Here is a 15,173-nt window from a genome sequence, read left to right as displayed (position 1 = left end):
CGTGGGAGACTGGACCGTCATGACCGCTCTCCCGCTCCTCGCCGACCCGCCCCGCCGCGGGCCGGCTCCGCAGCACCTCGCCGACCTGACCCCCGAAGACCGGCGGGCCGCGGTGGTCGCCGCGGGCGAGCCCGCCTTCCGCGCCCGGCAGCTGTCGACCCACTATTTCTCCCGGTTGGCCGCCGACCCGGCCACGATGACCGACCTGCCGGCGGCCAGCCGCGACCGGCTGGCCGGCCTGCTGCTGCCGCAGCTGCTGCGCCCGGTGCGCGAGATCAGCTGCGATGACGGCGCGACCCAGAAGACCCTGTGGCGCTGCCACGACGGGACCCTGGTCGAGAGCGTGCTGATGCGCTACCCGAGCCGTATCACGATGTGCGTCTCGAGTCAGGCCGGCTGCGGCATGGCCTGCCCGTTCTGCGCCACCGGCCAGAACGGTCTGACCCGCAACCTCTCCACGGGCGAGATCGTCGAGCAGGTGCTCGCCGGCGCCCGCGCCCTCGCCTCAGCGGGCGAGGCGCCGGGGGCCGGGGTGACCAACGTCGTGTTCATGGGTATGGGCGAACCTCTCGCCAACTACGCCCGGGTGATCTCGGCGGTGCGCCGGCTCACCGATCCCAGTCCGGACGGCTTCGGGCTGTCCCAGCGGTCGATCACGGTGTCCACCGTCGGCCTCGTACCGGCGATGCGCCGGCTGCTCGACGAACAGCTGCGGGTGACCCTCGCGGTGTCCCTGCACGCCCCGGACGACGAGCTGCGCGACACGCTCGTGCCGGTGAACACCCGGTGGCCGGTCGACGAGGTGCTCGACGCCGCATGGGCCTACGCCGACCGCACCGGCCGCCGGGTCTCGATCGAATACGCGCTCATCCGCGAGGTCAACGACCAGCCGTGGCGGGCCGACGCGCTCGGCGAGCTGCTCGCCGGGCGGCTCGCCCACGTCAACCTCATCCCGCTCAACCCGACCCCGGGGAGCGAGTGGGACGCCAGCCCGAAGCCGGTGCAGCGGGAGTTCGTCCGGCGGCTGCGCTCGCACGGCGTGCCGACCACGGTCCGCGACACCCGCGGCCGGGAGATCGCCGGCGCCTGCGGTCAGCTGGCCGGCGAGCAGGAGTAAGCCGGCGCCGTCAGCCGCGCCAGGAGTTCTTCCGCTGGTGGCGGTCGCGCAGCAGCATGAGGACAAGCAGTGCGGCCAGCCCGATGAGCCAGATCTGCGCGATGTGGCCGATGTCGTTGCCGATGATCATCACCAGCAGGATCGCCGCGGAGATCCACCCGGCGCCGCGGGCGAGGACGCCCATCTCCGCGTGCCAGCCCCAGTCCTCCGGCTTCTCGTGCGGCGCCTCCCGCACGGCCGGCGCACCGTCGGTGGGTTCGTGCCGCTCGACGTCGGTACGCCGTTGCTCGGCCAGGTCGCGCTCGTTGCTCGTCACTGCTCCTCCAGGCCAGGCTCCGGAAACCACCGCACATCCCATCATCTCAGGGCCGGCGACTCGGCACCGGCCCACCCGCATCCGGGCCGGATCAGGGGTCCGGGAACAGCTCGCGCACCGAGGGTCCTGGCTGATGGCGTAGGGCCGGCGCCGCCTGTGGGTGCACGGCGTCCCAGATCCGCTGCGGCTGGTAGGGATTGATCGGCCGGGGGAGCGCATCGGGGTCGAACCACCCGATCTCGGTCGTCTCCGCCGAGGCCGTCGCGCGGCCGCCGAGCACCCGGACGAGAAACACCAGGACCGGATCGCCGTCCGGGGAGCGGTCGTAGACGCCGGTCAGCCGGTCCACCGCCACCTCGAGGCCCACCTCCTCGGCGGTCTCCCGGCAGGCCGCGCTCCACGGCGCCTCATCGGGCTCGACCCCGCCGCCGGGCAGGTTCCAGATCGGGGGCGCGTCCCGGCGCGCGAGCAGCACCCGGCCGGTCGCGTCGAGCACCACGACGTTGACCCCGAGCCGCATCGACGCAGTGTGCCCGACATTTCCGGCCCGCACCCGGATTGTGCCGGGCGCGGTCACCCGGCCGGAGGACCGACAATGGAACAATGGGGGCCGTGACGACTCCGCGGGACATCGTGCTGCTCGGGTCGACCGGATCCATCGGTACCCAGGCGATCGACGTCATCGACCGCAACCCCGACCGCTTCCGCGTGGTCGGGCTGTCGGCCGGGGGTGGCCGGGTCGACGACCTCGCCCGCCAGGTCGTGGCACTGGCTCCGGAGATCGTCGGAGTCGCCGACGCGAGCGTGCTCGGCGACCTGCACGATGCCGTCGCGGCGCTGGCGGCCGAGCAGGGGCGGCCCGCTCCCGAACCCGCCGTGGTCGCCGGAGCCGACGCCGCCACGCAGGTCGCGGCCCATCCCTGCGACGTGGTCCTCAACGGGATCACCGGATCGATCGGCCTCGCCCCCACCCTCGCGGCCCTCGACGCGGGCCACGTGCTCGCCCTCGCCAACAAGGAGTCGCTGGTCGCCGGCGGCGCGCTGGTGCGGGCCCACGCCCGGCCGGGTCAGATCGTGCCGGTCGACTCCGAGCACTCAGCACTGGCGCAGTGCCTGCGCTCCGGATCGGCCTCGGAGATACGGCGGCTCGTGCTCACCGCGAGCGGCGGACCGTTCCGCGGCCGGGTCCGCGCCGACCTGGCCGACGTCACCGTCGCCGACGCGCTCGCGCACCCCACCTGGGACATGGGCCCGGTGGTGACCATCAACAGCGCCACCCTGGTCAACAAGGGCCTCGAGGTCATCGAGGCGCACGAACTCTTCGATCTGAGTTACGACCGCATCGCCGTCGTCGTACACCCGCAGTCGATCGTGCACTCGATGGTCGAGTACGTCGACGGGTCGACGATCGCCCAGGTCAGCCCCCCGGACATGCGGCTGCCGATCGCGGTCGCGTTGGGCTGGCCGGACCGGGTGGCCGACGCGGCACCGGCGATGGACTGGACCACGGCGGGGCGGTGGGAGTTCCTCCCGCTCGACGAGGACGCGTTCCCCGCCGTGCGGCTGGCCCGGCAGGCCGGAGCCGCTGGCGGGCTCGCCACCGCGATCTTCAACGCCGCCAACGAGGAGGCCGTGGCGGCGTTCCTGGCCGGGCGGCTGTCCTTCACCGCGATCGTCGACACGGTCGAGCAGGTGCTCGCCGACGCGCCGGTCTTCGGGAACCCCACCGCCGTCCCGGACGTCCTCCAGGCAGAGTCCTGGGCCCGGCACCGGGCCGGCGAGCTCACCAGCGCCGTCGAGGCCGACGGCGTTCTCGCGGGCGCTCCACCGGGTCCTCGGAGGGATCGATGAACTTCACCGTGGGCGTGGTGCTGTTCGCGGTCGCTCTCGGCTTGTCGGTCGCGATCCACGAGTTCGGCCACCTGCTCACCGCCAAGGCCTTCGGAATGAAGGCCGAGCGCTACTTCATCGGCTTCGGGCCCAAGATCTTCTCCTTCCGGCGCGGGGAGACCGAATACGGCCTGAAGGCCATCCCGGCCGGCGGCTTCGTCAAGATCGCCGGATTCACCCACCTCGAAGAGGTCGCCCCGGCCGACGAACCGCGGGCGTTCTGGCGGTTCGCCGCCTGGAAGCGGCTGATCGTGCTCGCCGCCGGATCGTTCACGCACTTCCTGATCGCCTTCGTGATCCTCTACTTCACCGCCATCGCCATCGGCCTGCCGACCAACCGCGCGATCGTCGGAGAGGTCAGCCGGTGCGTGCCCGCGTCGGAGAAGAGCAACACCACCGTGACGCCGTGTCCGGCCGGGGTGACCAACGCGCCGGCCTACCTCGCCGGCCTGCACAAGGGCGACCGGATCGTCGCTCTCGACGGTGCACCGGTCACCGGTTACGACGCGCTCGTGTCCAGGATCCGCGCGCGCCCGGGTCAAGAGGTGCAGCTGACCTACATCCGCGACGGCGTACGACGCACGACGAGCCTGCGGCTGGCCAGCGTGCAGCGCCCACCGCAGGGCGGCGAGGCCAAGAACGCCGCGGGCCTGGCCACCGTCGGTGCGATCGGCATCGCCGGGGCGGCCACCGAGACCTACGGGCCGGGCGGCGCGTTCGCGGCGACCGCCCGCTTCGGCGGATCGGTGCTCGACGCCACGTTCGGTGCGATCGGCCGCTTCCCCGGCAAGGTGCCCAGCCTGGTCCGCGCCCTGGAGGGGCAGAAGCGTGACCCCAACGGCCCGGTCAGCGTCGTCGGAGCCTCCCGGATCGGCGGTCAGGCCGTGGCTGCGGGATCCTGGCTGCTGTTCCTTTTCCTGCTCGCGTCGTTCAACATCTTCATCGGCGTGTTCAACCTGTTCCCGCTGCTCCCGCTCGACGGCGGCCACATCGCCGTACTGATATTCGAAAAGATCCGGGCCTGGTTCGCGAGGCTGCACGGCAGAGCCGACCCGGGGCGAGTAGACATGAACAAGCTGATGCCGGCCACGTTCGTCGTGATCCTGCTCTTCGGCGGGATCTCGGTGCTCACGATCATCGCCGACATCGTCAACCCGATCGCCAACCCGTTCCGACCATGAGAGCCAAGAGGGATTGATGACCGCCGTATCGCTGGGAATGCCGGAGGTTCCACCCGAGCCGCTGGCCGCCCGACGCTCGAGCCGCCAGATCGACGTCGGCGGTGTACTCGTCGGAGGAGACGCGCCGGTGTCGGTGCAGTCGATGACGACGACCGTCACCGCAGACATCAACGCGACGCTGCAGCAGATCGCCGAGCTCACCGCCTCCGGCTGCCAGATCGTGCGGGTCGCCGTACCCAGCCAGGACGACGCGGACGCGTTGCCGGCCATCGCCACCAAGTCACAGATCCCCGTGATCGCCGACATCCACTTCCAGCCGAAGTACGTCTTCGCGGCGATCGACGCGGGCTGCGCCGCGGTGCGGGTCAACCCCGGAAACATCAAGAAGTTCGACGACCAGGTCAAGCAGATCGCCCTGGCCGCGAAGGACCACGGCACACCGATCCGCATCGGCGTCAACGCCGGGAGTCTCGACAAGCGGTTGCTCGAGAAGTACGGCAAGGCCACGCCCGAGGCCCTGGTGGAGTCGGCGCTGTGGGAGTGCTCGTTGTTCGAGGAGCACGGATTCCGCGACATCAAGATCTCGGTCAAGCACCACAACCCGGTCACGATGATCCAGGCCTACCGGCAGCTGGCCGAGCAGTGCGACTACCCGCTGCACCTCGGCGTGACCGAGGCGGGGCCGACGTTCCAGGGCACGATCAAGTCGGCGACCGCCTTCGGGGCACTGCTGGCCGAGGGGATCGGCGACACGATCCGCGTCTCGCTGTCCGCGCCGCCGGTCGAGGAGGTCAAGGTCGGCATCGGCATCCTCGAGTCGCTCGGGATGCGCCAGCGCGGGCTGGAGATCGTCTCCTGCCCCTCCTGCGGTCGCGCCCAGGTCGACGTCTACACGCTCGCCGACCGGGTCACGGCGGGCCTGGACGGGCTGTCGGTGCCGCTGCGCGTGGCCGTCATGGGCTGCGTGGTCAACGGTCCCGGCGAGGCACGCGAGGCCGACCTCGGGGTGGCGTCGGGCAACGGCAAGGGACAGATCTTCGTCCGGGGCGAGGTCATCAAGACCGTTCCGGAGTCTCAGATCGTCGAGACGCTGGTGGAGGAGGCCGCTCGGATGGCTGAGGAGATGGCCGACGCGGGTGTCGCGTCCGGTGATCCCCAGGTCAGCGTCTCGTAGCGCCGATCACATGGCCGGTGCGGTAAGGACTCTCGGAGCGCGGGTCCTCGACGACACGGACGCCGCGGCGCTGCGCAGGCTGCTCGCCGCCGACCCGGTGTCGCACTGCACGGTGGCCGCCCGGGTGCACGCCGGAGGACTCCGGTCGCACTCGCCGGCCGGCGAGATCTGGGGTTACGGCGCGCCCGAGTTGGTCGGCGCCTGTTACTCGGGCGCAAACCTCGTCCCGGTCGGTTCCCGGCCGCAGGCGCTGCGCGCCTTCGCCGACCGCGCGCGGCGCCTCGGCCGGCGCTGTTCGTCGATCGTCGGTCCGGCCGACGCCGTACAGCCCATGTGGGAGCAGTTGGAACCGGACTGGGGACCGGCCCGCTCCATCCGCCCGCGGCAGCCCCTGCTCGCCATCCGCGCGACCCCGCTGATCGCGGCCGATCCGGCGGTGCGCAGAGTCCACACCGACGAGCTCGACACGCTGATGCCGGCCTGCATCTCGATGTTCACCGAAGAGGTCGGAGTGTCGCCGGTCGGGCGCGACGGCGGGGCCTTCTACCGGGCGCGGGTCGCGGAGGTAGTCGCGGCCGGTCTCGCGTTCGCCCGGATCGTCGACGGACGGGTCGTCTTCAAGGCTGAGGTGGGTGCGGTCTCCCCGGATGTCTGCCAGGTGCAAGGCGTGTGGGTCGACCCGGCGTACCGCGGTCGCGGCATCGGCGCCGCCGGGATGGCGGCCGTAGTCGTCGCGGCGCTGCGCGACATCGCTCCGGTGGTGAGCCTCTACGTCAACGACTTCAACCAGCCCGCCCGATCGACCTATACGCGGGTCGGCTTCGAGCGGGTCGGGACATTCATGTCGGTGCTGTTCTGAGCCGACGGTCTCCGCGCGAAAAACCCGTCGGCGGGTGCTGGCAGGATGAACGTGTGAGAAAGCGCGTTCTCCCGGTGCTCGTCGCTGTCTTGCTGCTCGGCGCGCTCGCGGCGTGCACAGGTGGCGGCGATCCGGCGACCCAGTCTGCCGCGTCGGCGCGGTCGTTCCTCGACGCCTGGGCGAAAGGCGACAACGCCCGCGCCGGGGGGATGACGAGCAACGGCGCGCGCGCCACCGCCGCGCTGCGGGCCGCGACCGTGGGATTGAACGCCTCAGCCGTCTCCTTCGCGACCGGTACGGCGACGGTCAAGGATTCGTCGGCGAAGGTCCCCTTCACCGCGCACTGGACGATCCGCGGCGTCAGCCGTCCCTGGACCTACGCCGGCGAGCTTCCGCTGGACAAGACGAAGTCGGGGACCTGGCAGGTCAGCTGGAGCCCGGCCGACATCCACCCGAAGCTGCGCAAGGATCAGACGCTGGTCGCCACCCGCAGCCTTCCCCCGCGGGCACCGATACTCGACGACCAGGGCCACCCGCTGTTCACCGCGGTGCCGGTCGTCGAGGTCGGCATCGAGCCGCGCACGGTCACCGATCTCCCGCACCTCGCCGACCTGCTCGCCCGCACCGTGCACGTCGACGCGGCCCAGATCGAGTCCGCGGTGAAACAGGCGAAGCCGACCGCCTTCGTCTCGGTCATCACCCTGCGCCGCAGCGACTACCTCAAGGTGCGGTCGCAGATCCACGATGTGCCCGGCACCGTGTTCCACACCGGCGTCGAACAGCTCGCCCCGACCGCGCAGTTCGCCAAGCTGCTGCTGGGCCGGGTCGGGCCGGCCAGCGCCGAGGTCCTGAAAGCGCTGGGCCCGGGCTACCTCCCCACCGACGACCTCGGGACGTCCGGGCTGCAGGCGGCCTACAACAAGCAACTCGCGGGCAGCGCCGGCGCGAAGATCCAGGCGGTCTCCACCCACGGCGGCGACGTCGCACCCGGGAGCACCACGGTCAACCCGGACGCGACGACGATCGGCACCGTGCCGGCCCGGCCCGGTACGCCAGTGAAGTCGACCCTCGACGTCTCCGTGCAGAACGCCGCCGACGCAGCGCTGGCCACGGTCGGCAAGCACGCGTCGATCGTCGCGATCCGACCGTCGACCGGCGCGATCCTCGCCGTCGCCAACAGCCCGTCGACGACGTTCGACATCGCGATGCAGGGGCAGTACCCCGCCGGCTCCACCTTCAAGATCATCACGGCGTCGTCGCTGCTCGAACACCACACCGTCGCCGCCGACGCCTCGGTGCCGTGCCCGGGCCAGACCACGGTCTTCGGCAAGACGTTCCACAACGAGAACTCCTTCGACCTCGGCACCGTCTCGCTGCAGACCGCGTTCGCGCACTCGTGCAATACGAGCTTCACGATGCTGTCGCAGAAGCTCGGCCAAGCGGACCTGCCGACGACCGCGAAGCAGTTCGGGATCGGCGCCGGCTGGTCGCTCCCGGTCACCTCGTTCTCCGGCTCGCTCCCGGCGCCCCGCGACGACACGGAGCGGGCCGCCGACGCGATCGGGCAGGGCCGGGTCCTGGTGAGCCCCTTCGCGATGGCCCTGGTAGCGGCGACGACCGCGCACGGGTCGACACCTGCACCCGTCCTGGTCACCGGCCGGGGCGACACCCCGGCGCACCGGCCGACGGTGCCGCCGGCCTCGGTGCTCGCCCAGCTGAAGCCCTTCATGCGGGCGGTCGTCACCTCCGGCACCGCGACCGGGGTCGACGGGGTCCCCGGTGGCCCGGTCTACGGCAAGACCGGCACTGCGGAGTACGGCACGGCGGTCCCGCCCCACTCCCATGCCTGGTTCGTCGGCTACCAGGGCGATCTGGCCTTCGCCGTCTTCGTCGAAGGCGGGGAGTCGAGCAGCACCACCGCGGTGCCGATCGCCAACACGTTCCTCCGCGCGTTGCACTGACCGCCCGGGCGACGAGGGAGCAGAGGACGCCGCGATGACCGTGGACGCGGTGATCTTCGATTGGGGCGGCACGCTCACGCCGTGGCACGACCTGGATCTGCTCGGCTCCTGGCGGGCCTACGCCGAGGCCTACGATCGGGCTCGCGCCGACGACCTGGCGGCGACGCTCCTCGCCGGCGAGGAGGCGGCCTGGACCCGGGCCCGCGAGGAGCAGGCCAGCGGAACGCTGGACGACCTCTTCCGCGGGGCCGGCGTCGAACCGACGGGTCCCCGTCATGCCGAGGCGCTGGCGGCATACCTGCAGTTCTGGGAGCCGCACACGCTGGTCGACCCGGACGTGCCGGAAATGCTCGCCGGACTGCGGGCGGCGGGCGTCGGCGTCGGGGTGCTCTCCAACACGCTGTGGCCGCGGTCCCATCACGAGGCGGTCTTCCGGCGGGACGGGATCCTCGATCTGATCGACGGCGCCGTCTACTCCAGCGAGATCGCGTGGACCAAGCCGCACCCGAACGCCTTCCGGGCGGCCCTCGAGGCGGTCGGAGGGCCGGACCCCGGCCGCACCGTCTTCGTCGGTGACCGGCTGTGGGACGACGTTCACGGTGCGCAGCACGTGGGGATGCGGACCATCCACGTACCGCACAGCCGGATTCCGGCACATCAGCACGGACCGGTCACCGGGCACCCGGACGCCACGGTGCAGCGCCTGGCCGACGTCCTCCCGGTGGTGCTCGGGTGGGGCGACACCCCCACAATGTGACCTTCCCGTGACTGCAGCGTGGCGCGTCGTACCGTTCCGATGTGATTCGATCAGGGGCGGCGGTCGTCCGGCCGGCCGTGGAGGACAGGAGCACGACGATGCGTCAACGCCGACGTATGGCGCAGGGCCTCACCCTGCTCGCGGCCGTGGCACTCATCGCCACCGCCTGCGGGAGCAGTAGCAGCGGCGGCAGCAGCAGCGGCGGCACCGGCAAGCCGATCGTGGTCGGCACCACCGACAAGGTGGTGTCCTTCGACCCGGCAGGTTCCTACGACCAGGGGTCGTGGACGCCGATGTACAGCATGTACCAGACGCTGCTCTTCTTCCCGCCGGGAAGCACGAAGGCGACGCCCGACGCGGCGAAGTCGTGCGCCTTCACCGACACGACCACCTACGTCTGCACGATGCGGTCCGGCCAGAAGTTCTGGAACGGCGACCCGGTGACGGCCAAGGACGTCGTCTACTCCTTCACCCGCAACCTGAAGATCAAGGCCCCGAACGGCGCGTCCAGCCTGCTCGACCCGGTCAAGAGCGTCACCACGCAGGGCAGTGACAAGGTCGTCTTCGCCCTCAAACAGCCGTTCGCGCTCTTCCCCGACATCCTCGGCGACCCGAGCAACGCCATCGTCGACCCGAAGGTGTTCCCCCCGACCAAGCTGGTCGCCAACGACAAGATCGTCGGCTCGGGACCGTATGAGCTGTCGAAGTACCAGGACGGTCAGCAGCTCGTCCTCAAGCCCAACCCGCACTACGCCGGCACCCTGAAGCTGCACAACAGCGGCGTCATCGTCCGCTATTACACCCAGGCGTCGGCGTTGAAGCTGGCGGTCGAGGGCGGCGACGCCGACGTCGCCTACCGGACGTTCAGCCCCACCGACATCGCCTCGCTGCGCGGTGAAGGCAGCCGCGGCGTCCAGGTCGTCGAGGGTCAGGGCGCGGAGATCCAGTACATCGTCTTCAACCAGAAGATCATGCCCGGCGGGTCGGCCGCGCAGAAGCTCGCGATCCGCAAGGCCATGGCGCTGACCATCGACCGGCCCGCCATCGCCAAGAGCGACTACAACAACACCGTTACCCCGCTCTACTCGATGATCCCGGCCGGTCTGACCGGTCACACCGAGTCGTTCAAGCAGGTCTACGGCGACGCGCCCAACACGGCCAAGGCCAAGTCGACACTGTCCTCGGCGGGAGTGAAGACGCCGGTCAGCCTCGACCTTTGGTGGACCCCGAGCCACTACGGCGAGACCTCGGCCGACATGTACACCACGATCAAGCGGCAGCTCGAGGCCACCGGGTTGTTCAAGATCAACCTGCATTCGGCCGAGTGGGACCAGTACAGCGGCGCCTACCCGACCGACCAGTACCAGTCCTTCCAGCTCGGCTGGTTCCCGGACTACCCCGACTCCGACGACTACGCCGCGCCGTTCTACGGCACCTCGCCGCTGTCCTTCCTCAACGACCACTTCAGCAACCCGCAGGTCGACTCGGCGATCGCGGCCGAGCGTAAGTCGACCGACCCATCGGCGCGGGCCAAGTCCTTCGGCCAGGTCCAGCTCATCGGGGCGCAGCAGGCCCCGATCATCCCGATCTGGCAGGGCAAGGAGATCGCCGTCCAGCGCAAGGGCGTGACCGGGGTCGCGAGCACCCTCGACCCGTCCTACACGTTCCGCTACTGGCTGATTGGCAAGTCCTGAGCACGTTCTCGTACTGTGTCGGGGCGGCGACGACGCCCGCGCGGTAGAGAAGGCAGGGAATGGCCAAGAAGAACAGCGGCTCGCTCCGCTCGTACCTTTTGGTGCGGCTGCTCCTCGTCCTGCCGATGGTGCTCATCCTGCTGACGTTCGTCTTCCTGCTGATGCGGGTCGCGCCGGGCGACCCGATCCAGGCGGCGCTGGGCGGCAAGCTCTCCCCGGCGCAGCTCGCCGCCCGGCGGGCCGCGGCGGGCTATGACAGGCCGCTCATCGTGCAGTACGGCGAATACCTCAGACAGGTCATCACCGGAAACTTCGGTACGACGATCACCGACCACCGGCCGGTCATCGACGTCGTGAAGACCAGCGGCGCGGCGACGCTGGAGTTGACCGTCGGCGCGCTCGTCGTCGCGATCATCGTCGGTGTCCCGGTCGGCCTGCTGTGCGGCCGCTACCGCGACACCTGGTTCGACGCCTCCGGCCGCACGTTCGGTGTGGTGATCTACGCGGCCCCGGTCTTCCTCACCGGCCTGCTCGCCCAGCTCATCTTCGGCAAGGACCTCGGCTGGTTACCCACCTCCGGACAGGCGAGTCCGCTGACCCAGGCGTTCCTGCAGACGCACAGCAACTTCTTACTCATCGACACGATCATCGACGGCAACACCGCTGCCTTCTGGGACGTGTTCAAACACCTCATCCTGCCGGCGACGACGCTCGGCCTGCTGCTGTCCGGGGTCTTCATCCGGCTGGTGCGCGTCAACGTCATCCAGACACTGCGCCACGACTACATCGAAGCCGCGCGGGCGCGCGGGATCAACGAGCCGCGCGTTGTCTTCCGGCACGCCTTCCGTAACGCGCTGGTGCCCGTGATCACGGTGATGGGTCTGCAGGCCGCGCTGCTGCTGTCCGGGGCGGTGCTCACCGAGGAGACGTTCAACTGGCCGGGAATCGGGCACGCCCTCATCGACTACCTCAACAACCGTGACTACATCGCGGTACAGGGAATCATCACCGTCTTCGCGTTGGCGGTCGTCGTGATCAGTCTGCTCATCGACTTCATCAACGCGTGGGCCGATCCGAGGATGCGTTACTAGTGACCGCCAACATCGGTTCGACGCCGACCACCGCCTCGCCCCCGCCGCCCTCCGACGGCCGCACAGGCCGGGGACCGCTCGGCAGCGCGCGCCGGATGTTCGCACCGGTGCGGGCCGCGCGCGGGATGCCCCGGTGGCTGCTGTGGGTGGGGGTCGCCATCACGATGCTCTTCGTCGTGCTCGCGGTCTTCGCCCCCTGGATCTCGCCGTACGGGTTCGCGCAGTACCAGAGCAACGGCAAGCCGTTCCCGAAGCTGGCGCCGCCGTCGAGCGCGCACTGGTTCGGCACGAACGTCATGCAGACCGACGTCTTCGCCCAGGTGGTCTACGGTTCGCGCACCGAACTCGAGGTCGTACTGCTCGCGGTCGCGCTCGCCCTGTGCATCGGTGTCCCGCTGGGCCTGCTGTCCGGCTGGGTCGGCGGCGGGTTCGACCGGGTCGCGGTGCTCTTCATGGACGCGCTGTTCGCATTTCCCTACCTGCTGCTGGCGATCGTCATCTCGTTCCTGCTGTCCAACTCGCCGCTCGGTGGCGGCATCATCACCGCGGCGGTGGCGATCACCGCGGTCTACGTCCCGCAGTACTTCCGCGTCGTCCGCAACAGCGTGCTGTCCGTGCGCGAGGAGCCCTACGTCGAGGCCGCCCGCGCCCTCGGTGCCCGCTCGTCGTCGATCGTGATGCGCTACATCTTCGCCAACGTGATCCAGACCGTTCCCGTCATCGCCACCCTCAACGCCGCCGACGCGATCCTGACCCTTGCCGGGCTGGGCTTCCTCGGTTACGGCATCGACCCCACGGTCGCCGCCGAGTGGGGTTACGACGTGCAGCGCGCCATTCCCGACGTCGGTGCCGGGATCTGGTGGACGGCGGTCTTCCCGGGGTGCGCGATCGTGCTCCTGGTGATCGGACTGACCCTGGTCGGTGAAGGGCTCAACGACGTGATCAACCCGGTCCTGCGCCAGCGGGTCTTCACCCGGGTCGACCTTCCGGTGGCGACCCTCGACGATGCCGAGCCGATCGAGGATCCCGAAGCAGAAGAACGGCTGCGGCAGTGACCGGCCCGACGTCCGGTGCGCCCGGCGCGACCCTCTCCGTACGCGACCTGCGGGTCTATTACGGCACCGACCGGGGTGCGGTCCGCGCCGTCGACGGAGTGACCTTCGACGTGCAGCCGGGGGAGGTGCTCGGCGTCGTCGGCGAGTCCGGCTGCGGGAAGTCCAGCCTCGGCCGCGGCCTCATCGGACTGCTGCCGCGGGGCGCGAAGGCCGGTGGACACGTGTACTTCGAGGGGCAGGATCTGGTCGGCATGTCCGACCACGATCTGCGCGGACTGCGCGGCCCGCAGCTCGGCCTGATCTTCCAGGAACCGATGACCCGGCTCAACCCGCTCATGCGGGTGTCGGGGCACTTCCTCGAGGTCCTCCGTACCCATGAGAAGGGGCTGTCCAAGGCCGAGATGCGGCGCCGGTCGCTGGACACCCTCGCCGCGATGGGGATCCCGCCGACTCGCTTCGAGGAATACCCGCACGAGTTCTCCGGCGGGATGCGGCAGCGCATCATGATCGCGCTGGCGCTGGTGCTGCGGCCGAAGTTCCTCGTGGCCGACGAGCCCACGACCGCCCTCGACGTACTGGTCGAGGCGCAGATCCTCGGGATCCTCGCCGACCTCAAGCGCAACTTCGACACCGCGCTGCTGCTGATCACGCACAACCTCGGCATCGTCGCCGAGGCCTGCGACCGGGTCGCGGTGATGTACGCCGGCCGGCTGGCCGAGGTCGGCGACGCCCGCGAGGTGTTCAGCGACCCGTCGCATCCCTACACCCGCGAACTGCTCGCGTCTACGATCTCGCTGTCGACCACGGCGCTGCACCACATCGCCGGCGCTCCGCCGGATCTCGCCGACCCGCCCAGTGGCTGCCGGTTCCATCCCCGCTGCCCGGACGGGATGCGGATCTGCCCGCAGCGCGACCCGGTCGACCTCGAGATCGCCGCCGAGCACCGGGTCGCCTGCTGGCTGCACGGCCCGGAGGAGCAGATGACCGGCGACGACCGGGAACCGCTGGAGCGGGAGGAGATCTCCGTTGCCGACGAAGCCTGAGCACGACACCGGGACGGCCGCCGCGACCGACGAATCCGACCTGGTCGACGTCCGCGATCTTCAGGTCCACTTCGCGCTGCGCGGCGGATTTCTCTCTCGGCTGATCGGGCGGGAGGAGGGGTCGGTCCGGGCCGTCGACGGGGTGAACTTCACCCTGCGCCGCGGGGAGGTGCTCGGCCTGGTCGGCGAATCCGGCAGCGGCAAGACGACGCTGGGCCGCGCGCTGCTGCATCTCGTCCCGGCGACCGGTGGCAGCGTCGTCCTCGACGGGCAGGACATCGCCGGATTGTCCGAGCGCGAGTTCCGGCCGTTGCGGCGGCGGCTGCAGATGATCTTCCAGGATCCGAATGCGGCGTTGAACCCGGCGATGGACATCGGTACCGCGGTCGGTCACCCGTTGCGGATCCACGGGCTCGCCAAGGACCGCCGGGAGATCGACCGTCGGGTCCGGGACGCCCTGGAGCGGGTCGGGCTCAGCCCGGTCGACCGGTTCATCGGGAAGTACCCCGGCGACCTGTCCGGCGGGCAGAAGCAGCGTGCCGTCATCGCCCGGGCGATCATCCTCGACCCGCAGCTCCTGGTCGCCGACGAGCCGGTGTCGATGCTCGACATGAGCGTGCGGTCGAAGATCCTCGAGTTGATGATCGGCCTGAAGAACGACCTCGAACTGACCTACCTCTACATCACCCACGACCTCGCCACGGCGAAGTTCTTCTGCGATCGCATCGCGATCATGTACCTCGGCCGGATCGTCGAGATCGGGCCCGCCGACCAGATCTACGCCGATCCCAAACACCCCTACACCCGCGCCCTGTTGCGGGCGATCCCCGAGCCGGATCCCACCCGGATGGTCCCGCGCGACCTGCCTCGCGGCGAGATACCCGACGCGATCTCGCCGCCGCTGGGTTGTTCGTTCCACCCCCGCTGCCCGGTCGCCTTCGACCGGTGCGGCTGGGAGACCCGCGACCTGCGGACCATGCTGGAGAACCGCTGGACCGAGCTCGGCGAGAAGGCCTACGACGACGAGCGACCGGT

14 protein-coding genes are annotated in these 15,173 nt (G+C 70.3%); 12 read left to right on the top strand and 2 right to left on the bottom strand.

Annotated features, from left to right (window positions below):
• The first annotated feature begins 19 nt into the window (after window positions 1-19).
• Window positions 20-1,117 carry a 23S rRNA (adenine(2503)-C(2))-methyltransferase RlmN gene (rlmN, locus tag VGH85_11065; GenBank protein HEY2174340.1) on the top strand — a complete coding sequence of 366 codons (1,098 nt, stop codon included), beginning with the start codon at window positions 20-22 and terminating at the stop codon, window positions 1,115-1,117.
• 10 nt (window positions 1,118-1,127) lie between these two features.
• On the opposite strand, the gene VGH85_11060 is transcribed toward rlmN, so the two are convergent.
• Window positions 1,128-1,433, bottom strand: coding sequence for a DUF2631 domain-containing protein (locus VGH85_11060; protein ID HEY2174339.1), 306 nt, complete (start codon window positions 1,431-1,433; stop codon window positions 1,128-1,130).
• Window positions 1,434-1,524: 91 nt separating this feature from the next.
• Complete coding sequence (locus tag VGH85_11055; protein HEY2174338.1) at window positions 1,525-1,953, bottom strand: NUDIX domain-containing protein; 429 nt, start codon at window positions 1,951-1,953, stop codon at window positions 1,525-1,527.
• A gap of 92 nt (window positions 1,954-2,045) precedes the next feature.
• Here VGH85_11055 and dxr point away from each other — a divergent pair, with 92 nt between their 5' ends.
• From dxr to VGH85_11000, 11 genes are all read left to right on the top strand, one after another.
• A complete protein-coding gene (dxr, locus tag VGH85_11050; GenBank protein HEY2174337.1) occupies window positions 2,046-3,284 on the top strand; it encodes a 1-deoxy-D-xylulose-5-phosphate reductoisomerase in 1,239 nt (412 codons plus the stop codon).
• Complete coding sequence (locus VGH85_11045; protein HEY2174336.1) at window positions 3,281-4,504, top strand: site-2 protease family protein; 1,224 nt, start codon at window positions 3,281-3,283, stop codon at window positions 4,502-4,504. Before dxr ends, VGH85_11045 begins: the two co-directional genes overlap by 4 nt.
• Before the next feature lie 16 nt (window positions 4,505-4,520).
• Entirely contained in the window at window positions 4,521-5,678 is a 1,158-nt protein-coding gene (gene ispG, locus VGH85_11040; GenBank protein HEY2174335.1) for a flavodoxin-dependent (E)-4-hydroxy-3-methylbut-2-enyl-diphosphate synthase, read from the top strand.
• A 10-nt stretch (window positions 5,679-5,688) separates the two neighbouring features.
• Window positions 5,689-6,537: a GNAT family N-acetyltransferase gene (locus VGH85_11035; protein ID HEY2174334.1), complete on the top strand. Its 849-nt coding sequence runs from the start codon at window positions 5,689-5,691 to the stop codon at window positions 6,535-6,537.
• A gap of 53 nt (window positions 6,538-6,590) precedes the next feature.
• On the top strand, window positions 6,591-8,498 hold the full coding sequence (locus VGH85_11030; GenBank protein ID HEY2174333.1) for a penicillin-binding transpeptidase domain-containing protein: 1,908 nt from the start codon (window positions 6,591-6,593) through the stop codon (window positions 8,496-8,498).
• 34 nt (window positions 8,499-8,532) lie between these two features.
• Window positions 8,533-9,255 carry an HAD family hydrolase gene (locus VGH85_11025; GenBank protein HEY2174332.1) on the top strand — a complete coding sequence of 241 codons (723 nt, stop codon included), beginning with the start codon at window positions 8,533-8,535 and terminating at the stop codon, window positions 9,253-9,255.
• Window positions 9,256-9,353: 98 nt separating this feature from the next.
• Window positions 9,354-10,949 (top strand): ABC transporter substrate-binding protein, encoded by a 1,596-nt coding sequence (locus tag VGH85_11020; protein HEY2174331.1) that lies wholly within the window; start codon window positions 9,354-9,356, stop codon window positions 10,947-10,949.
• Window positions 10,950-11,008: 59 nt separating this feature from the next.
• Entirely contained in the window at window positions 11,009-12,040 is a 1,032-nt protein-coding gene (locus tag VGH85_11015; GenBank protein HEY2174330.1) for an ABC transporter permease, read from the top strand.
• Window positions 12,040-13,095, top strand: coding sequence for an ABC transporter permease (locus VGH85_11010; GenBank protein ID HEY2174329.1), 1,056 nt, complete (start codon window positions 12,040-12,042; stop codon window positions 13,093-13,095). Before VGH85_11015 ends, VGH85_11010 begins: the two co-directional genes overlap by 1 nt.
• Window positions 13,092-14,138, top strand: coding sequence for an ABC transporter ATP-binding protein (locus tag VGH85_11005; protein ID HEY2174328.1), 1,047 nt, complete (start codon window positions 13,092-13,094; stop codon window positions 14,136-14,138). The genes VGH85_11010 and VGH85_11005 overlap by 4 nt, the downstream gene beginning before the upstream one ends.
• On the top strand, window positions 14,122-15,173 hold a 1,052-nt coding region (locus VGH85_11000), incomplete at its 3' end, for an ABC transporter ATP-binding protein (GenBank protein ID HEY2174327.1). The genes VGH85_11005 and VGH85_11000, both read left to right, overlap by 17 nt.

This window comes from Mycobacteriales bacterium (genome assembly GCA_036497565.1).
In the GTDB taxonomy this organism is placed as follows: domain Bacteria; phylum Actinomycetota; class Actinomycetes; order Mycobacteriales; family QHCD01; genus DASXJE01.
This window is presented reverse-complemented; position numbering and strand designations above follow the sequence as displayed.